Consider the following 13,705-nt stretch of genomic DNA (forward strand, 5'->3'; position numbering starts at 1 on the left):
TATAGAGGTAGTCTCGTGTATTTGCGCACGTTGACGGTCAGATTGAAATGAAATATTTTAGCCGGATCTCAGCTTGCCTTAGGAACAGCAAACCAATCTTTTGTTTGTCCTCCCTTTATCAAAAGCAAAAGTGGACGCCCTGCTCAAACGCAAGTTTTGTGAGCGTAGCAATGCTCCGGCTTATAACATCACTCTGGCAGGGAACTTGCCAAGTAAGTTCGTAGGTCCACTTTGGTCACCCAACGCCTCTCTACACCGCGAAGAGTTAGACACTGTCGAACTTCCGTGAAGGGCTCAGCATGAAAGAGTTTCCCACACCCACGAAGGCATGCCTGAGGGAAGACCTCAGGCGATTTCTTCTGCGTAGAATGGGAGATGTTTGCGGAGGCGGATGTAGGTGATTTCGCATTTGAGGTCTTCGTCGAACTTGGTGGCCTCGCGCACATCCTCGTATCTCATGTGGTGATAGAGGCCCAGAGCGCGTTCGTTCTGGATGAGGACCGAGATTTCTGCGGTGTGGTAGCCACGGGCGGCGATGCGGCGTTCCGCTTCTTCTGCCAGCGCGGTGCCCAGTCCGCTGCTCTCGTAGTCCGGATCAATCCAGAGGTCAGTGATGAAGTTGTCGGCATGTTCTGTTGCAGCAAAGCCGAGCACACGATCTTCTTTGACTGCCACCACAATCTGATCCAGACAGGCGCTTGCAAAATCGGTGAAGGAGGCTTTGCTCATGGTATCGTGAGCAACCTGTGGCACGTGGGGGCCGATGCCCCGTTTCCATGAGGCGAGACCGACCTCTCCGATCTGCGGGATATCTTTTGAGCGAGCACTACGAATTTCAAAGGACTTCATCAGACTGATCCACCTCTCTGCGGGCCTTTCAACATCTCTCGCAAGTCTCGCTTAAGGATCTTGCCATAATTGTTCTTGGGCAACTGATCCATGGCGACGTATTGCTTCGGACGCTTGAAACGCGCGATGTTATCAATGCACAGCTGATCCAGCTCTGCAAAAGCGACGGTCTTTCCCTTCTCTGGCGAGATGATTGCCACCACCTCTTCGCCCCACTCTTCATGGAACCGACCGACAACTGCGACTTCAGATACATCCGGATGCAGCAGAAGGATCTCTTCCACTTCGCGAGGATAGATATTGGACCCGCCCGAGATAATCATATCCTTCGAGCGGTCGTGCATGGTGAGGAACCCATCCTCATCCAGCGCACCCATGTCGCCTGTTTTCAACCAACCATCGACAATCGTGGAAGCGGTTGCTTCCTCATTGTGCCAGTAGCCTAGCATGACCGCCGAACCTGACACGACAATCTCGCCAATCTCACCGACGGGCAGGTCTTTCATGTCCTCTCCTACCACACGAACATTCGAGACAACTTGAGCTACCCCAACTGATTTCAATCTTTCTTCCCAACGGGGATGTTTTCTGTTGCAGACCTGCTCCCGGCTGAGGACTGTGATGCCCATTGGGCATTCGCCCTGCCCGTAGATCTGCGCGAAGCGTGGGCCGAGAACATCAACGGCTTCAACGATATCAGCGAAGTACATTGGACCGCCAGCATAGATGATGGTGTCCAGCCCCTCACCCGTTGCGCCTGTGGCTTTGGCCACTTCCACCAGCCGGTGCACCATTGTGGGTGCCGCAAACATGGCGATCCTGCCGACCTGTGGGGCGATTTCCAGAATCTCTGCAGCGTCAAACCCGCCAGAGACCGGACAAACGTGGCGACCACCCGCCACAACGTGCATGAAACTGTAAATGCCTGCACCGTGGGACATGGGAGCTGCGTAAAGCGTGGCGTCTTCGTGCGTTGGTGTGCCAATGCCTGCATAATACCCGAGCATCATGCTCTGGATGTTTTGCGAGGACATCATCACCCCTTTAGGGCGGCCTGTGGTGCCGGAGGTGTAAAACAACCAGACCATATCCTGCGCGTCAATGGGTACAGGCTGCGCCAAAGGCTCTGCGGTGAGCATCTGCTTGTAGCTGTCCTGATCTACCGAGATAACCTTGGTTTTGGACTGGTCAATCTCCCTGATCAGATCCTCCCCCACATCATCAGAGATGAAGACGGTGGTGGCCTCAGCATTCTCAATAATCCATGCGGCTTCTTTCGGGTGCAGCTTGGCATTGATCGGAATTGCAGCGGCGCCAGACCACCAAATGCCATAGCTGGCTTCCAGATACTCTGTGCGGTTTTTCATGAAGATGGCAACACGGTCGCCCTTGGAAACACCATAGTCACTTTGCAGAGCACCGGCGATGGCAGCGGAGCGCGCGCCAAACTGACCGTAGGTTGCCACAAGCTGCGTTCCGTGAAAGAGCGCAGGTGCATCGGGTGTTATTCTTGCTGTACGGGCCAGCCATTCTGCCAGGTTCATTCGGTCTCCCCCTCAAATCAGAGTGCTTTCCCTCAAAAGCAATCTGGCTGCTACCGTCTCATCGCCCGTTTTTCTTCTGGCGATCACGCACTGTTCACTCGTCTCTTATTATTGGTCTGGGAGCGTCGTGGTGACGAATTATGGTCGGCTGCTTCAACACAAACTTTCAAACTGCGAATACTATAGTTTTTTGCAAGTCTGGGTATACGCCTCTTGTTTAACGCAATTTGTAAGTTTACGCTGCGGCTTTCTGCACTTTACATTTCTTTGTTGCTCAGAGCATCCCATGTTCTGCCTGAGTTCAATTATGAATATTAAGAGGGACCCCTGCCATGAACCTTCAAAAAGCTGGAGGAATAGCCTCTCTTATTGAAGCGGCCACATACATTATTGGCTTTGCTCTTTTAACCACCTTGCTCGCGGATGCCGGCTTTGGCGAAGACGGCAGTGATGCGAACCTGCTGGCATTCATCGTGTCCAATCAGAGCCTTATGTATCTCTGGAATTTCATCATCTACATCGTCAATGCAGTGCTTCTGGTGGTGTTGGTGATTGCGCTGCATGACCGGCTGAAAGCTGCAACGCCGGGTCTCTCTCAGGTTGCCGCTGCTTTCGGGTTGATCTGGGCGGGTCTGATTTTGGCCAGTGGCATGCTAGCCAACATTTCTCTGGCGGAAGTTTCAACCCTTTACGTACTGGACCATGACGAAGCACTGGTGATGTGGGCAACCCTGAGCAACGTGCAGGAAGGTATTGGCGGGGGCAACGAGATCACCGGTGGCCTGTGGGTGTTGCTGCTGTGCTGGGCTGGCCTGCGTGGCTCCAGTCTTTCCAAGGGACTTGGCTGGCTTGGCATTATCATCGGTCTGGCAGGGATTGCCACAGTCATTCCAGGCATGAGCGATCCGGGCGGTATCATCTTCGGCCTTGGCTTCATTCTCTGGTTCATCTGGGCAGGTATCTATCTGCTCAGACATGGTGAAGCCTCTGGTTAAGCCGGTTGCAGAATGGTCTCAGCGATCAAAGCACCCTCAAGGAATTTGGGCAAGCTAAGGTCGCCAGGCAATGAAGAGGAATTATCTCAATTAAAACAGCATGTTACATGATGCAAAATCTTCTTGAGAATCGACACAGTTATATTTTGGGAAGGAACGTGGCTGGTAACTGGAATGTGCATGCACAGAGAACAGCATTTAAGCCAGTGTTACTGACTGCTCATTACAGGCTTTAGAGAACGCATAAAAGCTATGTTTAACTCTAGGCTAGTCGAATAAATTTTCAGGAGAAAATGGCTGGGGTGGTAGGATTCGAACCTACGGTACACGATACCAAAAACCGTTGCCTTACCACTTGGCTACACCCCATCGCTGTGTGTGGGGCGGGTTATAGCTTTATGATTTGGAATAGGCAACCACTCAATTTCTTTTTGCTGTGAGAAACTTACAAGTGTTCCACAGGTGAGCATAAAAGCGGATTGTGTGAGTGCTGGAACTGGCGTGCTGCTCTGGGCTTTTGCCTTTGTAATTTCTTATCTGAAACCTGCTTCTTTCATTTCCCAGAGGGGTTGAAACCTCAAGGAATTCTGCCGTTTTGAGAGTTTGCCCTGTTTCACTGCGCTATCAGGTTGGGTCTGGTTCACCGTTTCCCTTTGGCAATTCCTCCGCTTTATCATCGGGTTGTGCCAGTTTGGAGCGATCTTGTGCAATGAGCATGTAGACATTTGGGACGACGAACAAAGTGAAGAGTGTTCCGATGGACAAGCCAGTCGCAATCACCAGCCCCATGTTGAAACGAGAGGCTGCGCCTGCTCCGCTTGCCAGCACTAGCGGGATCACGCCAAGCACCATGGCGGCGGTTGTCATCAGGATAGCGCGCAGGCGGATTTGCAAGGCGCCAATCACGGCTTCACGTTTGGTTGCGCCCTGATTTTCCTGGAGTTCGCGGGCAACTTCCACGATCAGAATGCCGTGCTTCGAGATCAGGCCCATGAGCGTGATGATCCCAACCTGCGTATAAATGTTAATGCTCGCTCCGCCCAATCCGATATTGATGAAGAACAGCGCCCCTGCGATGGACATTGGAACCGAGACGAGAATTATGATCGGGTCACGGAAGCTTTCGAACTGGGCTGCAAGTGCCAAAAAGATAATAAGCAGCGCAAACACGAATGTGACGACAAAGCCGCTGCTTTCTTGCTCGAACTGGCGCGACTGTTGGGCGTAATCAACATCATAACCTTCTGGCAGTTCTTCTGCCGCTATTTGCTGCAGGACTTGCAAGGCCTCCGCCAGAGGTACCCCAAAGCTGGGTACGCCGGAGAGCGTCATGGAGTTTTGTTGCTGGAAGTGCGGAATGAATTCTGGCGTGACCTGCATATCCAACGTTGCAACGCTGGAGAGCGGCACGATTGTACTGCGCGGAGCATTGCTGCTTGTGTTCGTTCCTGACGCACCTGCTGCCGATGAACTGGCAGCGGAGCTGGGTGACGAGCTTCCGCTTTGCGCCGCACTGCTTGGAGTTGCCGAGCTGTTCGGCACCCGGATATAGGTGTCCAACAGCTGTTCCGGATTTAGGCGGTCATACTGAATGATTTGCGGGATGACCCGGTAAGAGCGGCCATCAAAATCGAAGTAGTTGATGTAACCGCCACTCATGAGCGCTGTGAGGGATTGCCCCACATCCTGCAGAGTGAGCCCGAGCTCGGCGACTCGATCCCGATCGATGTTGATTTTGCCCTGCGGCTTATCGATCTTCAAGTCCTTATCAATAAAGATGAACTTACCCGTGGCCTGCGCTTTTTCCAGCACTTGTGACCCAACAGCGTTGAGTTTATCGACGGGTTGGGTGGTTTTGATGACGAATTGCACGGGCAAGCCGCTGCTGCCCGGTAAGGGCGGGTTTTGGAACATCACGGTTTTGAAACCTGCCACGCCTTCCATCGGGGGCTGCATGGCGTATTGCAGTTCGGTGGCCGTTTTGTCGCGCTCATCCCACGGTGTCAGCAGAACGCCAGACAGCACGCTAGAGGACAGTACCAGCTGGAACACGCCTTCAACCTCAGAATACTTTCGGGCGATGCGATAGATTTCTTCTGTGTAGAGCATTTTTTGTTGCAGGGTGGCCGAAGGTGCTGGCGTTGACTGCGCCAGAACAAGGCCCTGATCTTCCTGAGGTGCAAGCTCTTGCTGGGAGGTGGAATAGAGTGTGGGAATACTGGCGAGGATCAGAAAGGCAAAGGTGAGAACGACCAGTCTGTTGTCCAGTGAGGCTTCCAAGGCGCGCAAGTAGCGTTTGCGGAACCGGTCGTAGATATCATCAACCGTGCGGGTCATGGCATCATCCCAGCCTGAGGTCTCCTGTGATCTCGCTTTCAGGATCTTGGAGCTCATCATGGGTGTCAAAGTGAGCGCTACAATGGCTGAAATGGTCACCGAACCAACCACTGTGAAGGCGAATTCTGTAAACAGGGCTCCCGTCAAACCGCCCTGAAAGCCAATGGGGGCATACACTGCTACAAGCACGACCGTCATCGCGAGAATGGGTCTGCCGAGATCTTGTCCGGCCTGAATAGCAGCCTGAAACGGGGTACTGCCTTCCGAGATGTGTCGTTCCACGTCCTCCACCACGATAATTGCATCATCCACCACGAGGCCGATGGCGAGCACCAGGGCCAAGAGTGTGAGCAGATTGATGGAGTAGCCCAAAACCAGCATGATGAAGAAGGTGCCTATGAGCGATAGCGGGATCGCGATGATGGGAATGGCTACCGTGCGCAGGGAGCCGATGAAGAGGAAGACCACGAAGGTTACGATCACTAATGCTTCAAGAAGGGCGCTGATTACCTCATCAATTGCAGCGTTGATAAAGAGACCGGAGTCGTAGACGATCCGTGCTTCCAGTCCCGGGGGCATTCCATTTTGGATTTTGGGCACGACTTGACGTACTTGGTCCAACATGGCAAGCACGTTTGCGGCTGGCGCGGCCTGCACCCCAATATACACGGCCACCTTGCCGGAATAGAGCACAGCCAGATTATAATCTTCTGACCCCAGCTCCACTCTGCCCACATCACGCAGGCGAATGATCGCACCATCACTTTCTGCCACAGCAAGCTGACGGAAATCTTCAACATCTGTCAGATTGGTGTTGGCAGTGAGTTCCACCTGCACCATCTGGCCCTTGGTGTTGCCTACGCCGGAGATAAAGTCATTGCGGGCCAGAGCATTTGCGATGTCTGTGCCAGTGAGGCCATAGGCAGCCAGTTTATCCGGATACAGCCAGGCGCGGATTGCAAAGCGTTTTTCGCCAATAAGTTCGGCGGTTTGAACTCCGTTGATCGCCTGTATTTGAGGCTGAACAACACGGACGATGTAGTCCGTGAGCTGGTTACGGTCGATCACGTCGGATGTGAAACCGATGTACATAGCATCGATGGTCTCACCGATTTGAATTGTGAGTACCGGGTTCTGCGTTTCCTGCGGCAGCTGGTCCAGCACCGAACTGATGTGAGTGTTGATCTCCGTAAGGGCTTTGTCCGCGTCGTAATTGAGCACCAGATTGACTGTGATGGTACTGACCGTGCTGGCACTGGTCGAGGTCATGTAGTCGATGCCGTTGGCCTGCGCGATTGCTTCTTCCAGCGGGGTGGTGATGAAGCCCGCGACAGTCTCAGCGCTGGCGCCGAACAAGGTGGTTGAAATGGTGATGACAGCGTTTTCCGTCTTTGGATACTCCAACACCGGTAGTAAGAAGATTGCGCGCAAGCCCAGCGCCAAAATCATCAGGCTGATGGTGGAGGCCAGAACGGGGCGACGAACATAAATTTCTGTGAAACTGTTCATGGCCCACCTATTGCTCTACGGGTTTCGGGTCAGGGTCATTGAGTGGCAGCACTGAGTTGTCGATGACGACCTTGGAGCCATTGCGGAGCTTGAGCTGCCCTGCACTCACTACGAGTTCATCCACCTTAAGACCTTTTGAAATCACGATCTGGTCACCTCGTTTTGCACCGACCTCGATGAAGCGCTGCTTGGCAGTGTAGACAGGTTTATCCATGTGCTTTTCGTCGGTCTTAGTCAGCACATAAACGTTGACCCCATAGGAGTTGTAGGTGATTGCCGTTTGCGGCACTGTGACCTGCTCTTTTGGCGCAGATATCACTGTTTGCACATCGACGAACATGCCCGGGATCAGTTCTTTATTCGGATTTGCAAAGCGACCACGTACTCTGGCGTTACCGTTGTTGATGTCAACCTGCGCATCTATGGCAACCACTTTGCCTTTGATGGACTTTCCCGGATAGGTATCAGCCGAGACCTCAATTTCCTGAGCGCGCTTGATGGTGCCCAGAAAGCGCTGGGGGATGTAAAAATCAACGAAGAGATCATCAAGCTGCTGAAGGTTGACGTAGGGCTGGGCCACATTGAGATACTGGCCAACGCTAACCTGGCGGATGCCCAAACGGCCTGAGAATGGAGCACGGATGTTTTTCTTGGCAATGATCGCAAGCTGGTCTTGCACTTGTCCCTGAAAGTCTCTCAGGCTCGACCAGTCGGAATCGATCTGCTGTTTGCTGACGGCGTTGACTTTGTATTGCTTCAGGTCTCTGTCCAGTGTTTGACGCGCCAGAGTTTCCTGAGCCTGTAAGGACTTTAGTTGCGCAATCTCCTGTGTGGTATCCAACTCAATCAGCAGCGCGCCTTTCTGGACGTCCTCACCAGATGCGAAGTTGATATGGGTCACCGTACCGGGAAGTTCAGGCGACAAATCAGTACCCATGATTGCTACAAGCGTGCCAACTGCCGAGACTTTTTCGGTCCAGAGTTGTTTGGTGGATTTGTAGGAGGAGACGGTCTCGATCTTGTTTTGCAGACCTGACACGACCTTCCCAAGTATTCTGGATTTGTAGAGCTGAAATCCGTAGAGCCCACCAAACGCTATACCGACGCAAATCAGCATAATGATCATGTGTTTTTTGGTGTTGGGCTTTTTGCGTTCATTCATGGCTGGTTCACCGGCTGAATCTGTTTGCGATTGAACGGCGGGACAGCCGAGATGATGGTCAGAGGTCTTCCATCCCTTATTGGTGCGGCATTGGGACGGTTCCACCACCCTCCGCCGAGCGCAAAGAACAGTGCGACAGTGTCTGTGAAACGTGCGGCTTGTGCCTGCACCAGATTTATCTTCGCTTGCTGATAGGTTTGGACTGCAAGCAGCAGTGTTGTGAGATCGATAGCGCCTAAATTGTACTGTTGCTGGGTCAGGCGCAGGCTCTTTCTGGCAGAGCGTTCGGCTGCAAGACTGGCCTTCAGGGCGCGGGCATCATTCTTCAAAGCGCTGACCGCATTGGAGGTGTCGCCAAATGCGGTCAGCACAACCTCGCGATAATTAGCGGCAGAGGACTCGAACGCTGCAACCGCAGCTTTACGCTGACTGTTGAGCGCTCCAGCATCAAACACGGTTTGAGCTACGGATGTTGTTATTTGCCAGGCACCCGTTCCGGAGAAGAACAGACGGTTGAACACGTCGGAGTCGTTGCCCACGTTGCCGGTAATCTGGAAGCTTGGGAGCTGGTTGGCTAATGCAACACCGATGTTGGCACTGGCTTGCCAGAGTTGCGCCTCAGCAGAGCGGATGTCTGGCCTTCGCGCTACGAGCTGCGAAGGCAAGCTTAGCGGCAGTTTTCTTGGCAGTTTCAGATCAGAGAGATCAAACTCCTTCACGATGTCCTGGGTGGGGTAGAAGCCGCCCAACGTTTTGATCTGATTTTTCTGCACCACCAATTGTTGCTGGAGTGGTGGCAAAGTCGCCTTGGTTTGCTCAAGCGTTGCCAGTTGTTGCAGGACCTGACTTTCATCCACGCCGCCTAACCTGAACTGTGCTTGGAGAATGGAGAGTTGCCGCTGTTGTGCCTTGATTATCTCTTCAGTTGCGCGGATCTGACCTCTGAGTGAGGCTTCCAAAATGACGGCATTCAACAGGTTGGATGTGAGCGTCAGGTGTGCTGCCTCGACCTGAAACTGCGAGTACTGAATGTTAGCGACCTGAGATTCAATGTTCCGGCGTGTGCCCCCCCAAACATCAAGTGTATAGGAGATGGCCAATGACAAGCTGTAGGTCGTGAAGAAAGGGTTCAGGTTCGCAACAATCTCACTTGCTCCGCCGCCACCTATGGGGAACTTCTGTCTGTTACGGCTTGCATTGCCAGTGACGGTTGGGTAGAGCCCAGCACCAGCCACATAGGCATTTTCCTGTGCCTGTCTGAGATTGGCTTCTGCCTGCGCAATTGTGGGACTGTTGGCGACGGCAAGGCTGACATACGTGTTGAGGGCATTTGACTCAAACAACTCCCACCATTCGCCTGGCAGATCTCTTTGGGTAGAGAAGGATTGAGAGGCTCCGCCTTGTATGTCTGCGGACACAGTTGCTCCGGGATCATTGCGGGTAAACTTGGCTTCTGGTGAGAGCTCTGGCCTTTTGAAATCCGGGCCTACCATGCAGGCTGACAGCAGGAAGAACAGCATAAGAGAGGAACGCCGACGCACCGTAGGCGCAGGAGAACTCCTCGTCTTGCTACAAAAACCGAACCAGACACTCAACAGTGGTGCTCCAATGACCTGTATCTATTGTTAGCGGAGAACGAAGCTGTACGCACACTCAAACACTGGCCAAGAACACGGCTGACCTTATGGTACTTGATGCAGATTTTGCAGGTCAAACACGCTTGTGGTCTGTGCCGGGTTATCCCACGTTAATGACGTGAGGCACCCTATTTTACCTAGTTATATTAACTAGTTAGGCTGAAAATTCCATGGAGGTCACTCTTAGTGCAGATCTGTGACACGCTCAGAAATCATGGAGAGGAGCAGTTTCTCATAGGCATCAATTGCACGTTCCTGAGAGAAATCACGTGCTCTGGTGGCCAAAGTGTCGTCAGATCTGTCGCATTTCACTGCGGCGAGGATCGCTTCTGATAGTTTGTCCGCATCACCTGATGGAACGAGCCAGCCATTGCGGACATCGCTGAGCACTTCGCGGGCACCAGCGCCACTGTCGAGCGCTATGATGGGTGTTCCCAGGGCCATTGCACGCACCAACTCGCCGGACACGCTGTCTTGTTGAGATGTTGAGACATACACATTGGCTGCTCTAAGGAACCTCTCCGGTTTGACGACTTCGCCCGGCATGGTGACGATATCATCGAGTGCCAGATTGGATGCCAGCAGCTGGAGTTCTTCCTGCTCCTCTCCCTTACCCAACAGATACGCCCGCAGATTATCCTTGTAACGGCTGAGTGCCATGGCGCGGAGGAGTTGGTGATGGGCATTGCGACTGGACGGGGCCCCGACGCTTATCACCTTGCTGGTGCCGTGCGTTTCGAACCACTCCTCTTTAATCGGCTCTGCTGCCGTTTCAAACACATTCATTTCGACAAGAGGATTGTAGATGACACTGATCTTTTCTTTGGGCACCTGCTCGCAAAGATCAACGACATGTTCGATAGACTTGAGCGTACAGATCACCCGCTCTGCTTCACTGTAAATCAGCGGCACTGCTATGGTGGCTGCGCTCTTTTGGGTTTTCAGTGCGAGACGATCTGAAATGTTAACCGACGAATGGAGCGTGATCGCCACAGGCACCTTCAAACGCGAGCGTGTCTTGACCGCGGACAGACAAGCTATGTTACTGCCTGTGCCGTGAGAGAGAATGATATCCGGCTTCTCTTTCTCGACCAGTCTGGCAACCCCTGCTGCTGCGGCTGCAGCTCTGGCCTTTTCCAGAAAGACCGGCGTAATTCGCGGTGAGTAGTGGGAAAGGTCTCTTGGTTTGCCCGTCAGAGTGATCAGAGTGATGTTGTGTTGACGCGCAGCAAGGCCGTTGGAGACCACCTCGGTGATCTCAGTAATGTCTTCATCAAGGAAGCTTTCCTGTACTATAAAGAGCTTCATGACGCGCCCCCGGCCCACCGGTCGAACAGATGCGCCTCCAGACACTCGAAAATCTGGTTTTAAGAGCACGCACCGAAGCTCAATCTAGAAATCTACGGTGTTGTTCTCAATCTGGTTGATTTGATACCCAATTATCTCCCAATGCATTTATCAGGGTAATTCTCTACTTGGCACCCTATCTCCTGTGTATCTGGATCTGTCTGCACAAGCTTAGTGGTTTTAGTGGTTTCTACCGTGAGTATGAAAAAGAATCACATTGTTGCAGCACAATGCTTTTTTCTGCGTCCCAGTGTTGATTTACCCTTTAAAAATTAGGTACTCCCGCCTATTGTGCGCGGCAGCAAATTCAGTTCAAACGTGTAGATTAAGCCTCTTATGAACACCAAGGCCAACTATGTGCTCACCCTTTCCTGCGGAGACAGAAAAGGGATCGTGGCAGCGGTTGCAAACTCAATCGCTTCTCAAAACTGCAACATCTGTGAAAGCGCTCAGTACGGCGATGCAGAGACAGATCGCTTTTTTATGCGCATCTCTTTCAACGCACCGGACGGGATGATCAAAGAACAGTTTGAAGAGGGCTTTGGCCCTGTTGCAACCGGCTATGGTTTTGACTGGAAGGTGCATGATCTTTCCAAGAAACCTCGTGTTCTGGTGCTGGTCTCACAGATGGGGCACTGTCTGAACGACCTGCTCTACCGCAACTCCACTGGACAGCTGCCGATGGATCTTGTGACGGTTGCTTCCAACCACACTAAGTATCAGTCCCGCGTTGAGCATGAGCAGATTGCCTTTCACTATCTGCCAGTGACCAAAGAGACCAAAGCGGAACAGGAAGTCCAGATTGTTGATTTGGTAGAGCGCGAAAACATCGATCTGGTGGTGCTCGCGCGTTACATGCAGATTCTCTCCAATGAGCTCTGTGAGAAGCTTGCGGGCAAGGTGATCAATATCCACCACTCTTTCCTGCCAAGCTTTATAGGTGCAAAACCGTATCACCGGGCCCATGCACGCGGCGTCAAGATGGTTGGAGCCACAGCGCACTATGTAACCGCAGACCTTGACGAAGGACCAATCATCGAGCAAGACGTGAGCCGGGTTGAACACTTCCATTCGGTGAACGAACTCATCGCCCAGGGGCGTGATACGGAAAGTCAGGTTCTTGCTCGCGCTGTCCGCTATCATCTGGAGCACCGAATTCTCCTTAACGGTGACCGTACCGTGATCTTTAAATAGGACTTACCATGAGTGAGGCTCTTATTATCGACGGCAAAGCCATTGCTGCATCTGTCACTGACGAGATTGCTGCACGTGTCGCACGCCTTGAATCTGAGACAGGTATAAAGCCGGGTTTGGCTGTTGTGATTGTGGGTGAAGACCCTGCCAGTCAGGTTTATGTACGCAACAAGGGCCGAACCGCAAAAGCATGTGGTTTCAACTCCGTCACACACACGCTATCAGCTGATGTGAATGAGGAAGAGCTTCTGGCTCTTGTCGCATCACTGAACGAAGATGACACCATTCACGGTATTCTGGTTCAGTTGCCTTTGCCGAAGCACATCAGCGAGAATAAGGTCCTCGATCTCATTAAGCCTGAGAAAGACGTCGACGGGTTCCATCCGATCAATGTTGGCCTGCTGGGCAGCGGTAATACGGACCGTGCGCTTGTGCCATGCACCCCTGCTGGCAGCGTATTGCTGGCAAAGAAAGCACTTGGCAACAACCTTTCCGGCAAAACCGCTGTAATCGTTGGCCGTTCCAACATTGTTGGTAAACCGATTGCTCAGCTGCTGCTGCAAGAGCACTGCACAGTGACGATTGCTCACTCCCGCACCAAAGATCTTCCTGATGTGGTTCGTACTGCAGATATTGTTATCGCTGCAGTGGGACGCCCGCAGATGATCAAAGGCGACTGGTTGAAGCCGGGCGCGACTGTTATTGACGTGGGCATCAACCGCATTCCAGCGCCTGAAAAAGGCGAAGGCAAGACCCGCCTGGTGGGCGATGTGGCGTTTGATGAAGCACTCGGTCACACAGCTGCTATCACCCCAGTTCCGCGTGGTGTCGGGCCAATGACCATCGCAATGCTGATGAGCAATACCCTGACCGCCGCGCGCCGCCTGATGGGACTGGACGAAGAACCGCCGCTCTTTGAAGCCCTGAACGGTTAAGGCACTGCGCCAGCCAGACAAACATTCTTTGTCTCTGGCTCACCTATACAGTTGCAATCGATTTATAGATAAGGCTCCGAAACATCTTCGGGGCCTTTGTTATTTGTAGTGGTGTTCAAGTTCAAAATATCTTGAGCTTTCCAGCACTTTATTTTTATTTGCATTTTCAAATAGATTGTTTCTTTCAGCACATCGC

The 13,705-nt window shown here is 52.6% G+C and carries 9 protein-coding genes and 1 tRNA gene; 3 read left to right on the plus strand and 7 right to left on the minus strand.

What is annotated here, in order from left to right; translation table 11 throughout:
* Positions 1-345: 345 nt before the first annotated feature.
* Positions 346-849, minus strand: coding sequence for a GNAT family N-acetyltransferase (locus PsWM33_RS19735; RefSeq protein WP_057464785.1), 504 nt, complete (start codon positions 847-849; stop codon positions 346-348).
* Positions 849-2,393: a class I adenylate-forming enzyme family protein gene (locus PsWM33_RS19740; protein ID WP_063301364.1), complete on the minus strand. Its 1,545-nt coding sequence runs from the start codon at positions 2,391-2,393 to the stop codon at positions 849-851. The genes PsWM33_RS19735 and PsWM33_RS19740 overlap by 1 nt, the downstream gene beginning before the upstream one ends.
* 332 nt (positions 2,394-2,725) lie before the next feature.
* On the opposite strand from PsWM33_RS19740, the gene PsWM33_RS19745 reads away from it, so the two are divergent.
* Positions 2,726-3,388 carry a DUF4386 family protein gene (locus PsWM33_RS19745; RefSeq protein ID WP_063301365.1) on the plus strand — a complete coding sequence of 221 codons (663 nt, stop codon included), beginning with the start codon at positions 2,726-2,728 and terminating at the stop codon, positions 3,386-3,388.
* 294 nt (positions 3,389-3,682) lie between these two features.
* On the opposite strand, the gene PsWM33_RS19750 is transcribed toward PsWM33_RS19745, so the two are convergent.
* The 5 genes from PsWM33_RS19750 to PsWM33_RS19770 all read right to left on the minus strand — a co-directional run bounded on the left by PsWM33_RS19750 (position 3,683) and on the right by PsWM33_RS19770 (position 11,341).
* Positions 3,683-3,757: transfer RNA gene (locus tag PsWM33_RS19750), tRNA-Gln, on the minus strand.
* 255 nt (positions 3,758-4,012) lie between these two features.
* Positions 4,013-7,234 (minus strand): efflux RND transporter permease subunit, encoded by a 3,222-nt coding sequence (locus PsWM33_RS19755; protein ID WP_063301366.1) that lies wholly within the window; start codon positions 7,232-7,234, stop codon positions 4,013-4,015.
* Positions 7,235-7,241: 7 nt separating this feature from the next.
* Entirely contained in the window at positions 7,242-8,396 is a 1,155-nt protein-coding gene (locus tag PsWM33_RS19760; protein ID WP_063295311.1) for an efflux RND transporter periplasmic adaptor subunit, read from the minus strand.
* Positions 8,393-9,937 carry an efflux transporter outer membrane subunit gene (locus PsWM33_RS19765; protein ID WP_208985536.1) on the minus strand — a complete coding sequence of 515 codons (1,545 nt, stop codon included), beginning with the start codon at positions 9,935-9,937 and terminating at the stop codon, positions 8,393-8,395. Before PsWM33_RS19765 ends, PsWM33_RS19760 begins: the two co-directional genes overlap by 4 nt.
* 279 nt (positions 9,938-10,216) lie before the next feature.
* Entirely contained in the window at positions 10,217-11,341 is a 1,125-nt protein-coding gene (locus PsWM33_RS19770; RefSeq protein ID WP_063295310.1) for a glycosyltransferase, read from the minus strand.
* 375 nt (positions 11,342-11,716) lie between these two features.
* On the opposite strand from PsWM33_RS19770, the gene purU reads away from it, so the two are divergent.
* Positions 11,717-12,574, plus strand: a complete 858-nt coding sequence (purU, locus tag PsWM33_RS19775; protein ID WP_063301367.1) for a formyltetrahydrofolate deformylase — start codon at positions 11,717-11,719, stop codon at positions 12,572-12,574.
* Positions 12,575-12,582: 8 nt separating this feature from the next.
* Positions 12,583-13,509, plus strand: a complete 927-nt coding sequence (locus tag PsWM33_RS19780; protein ID WP_063301368.1) for a bifunctional methylenetetrahydrofolate dehydrogenase/methenyltetrahydrofolate cyclohydrolase — start codon at positions 12,583-12,585, stop codon at positions 13,507-13,509.
* The last annotated feature ends 196 nt before the right edge of the window (positions 13,510-13,705 follow it).

This window comes from Pseudovibrio sp. WM33 (assembly GCF_001623165.1).
GTDB lineage: Bacteria > Pseudomonadota > Alphaproteobacteria > Rhizobiales > Stappiaceae > Pseudovibrio.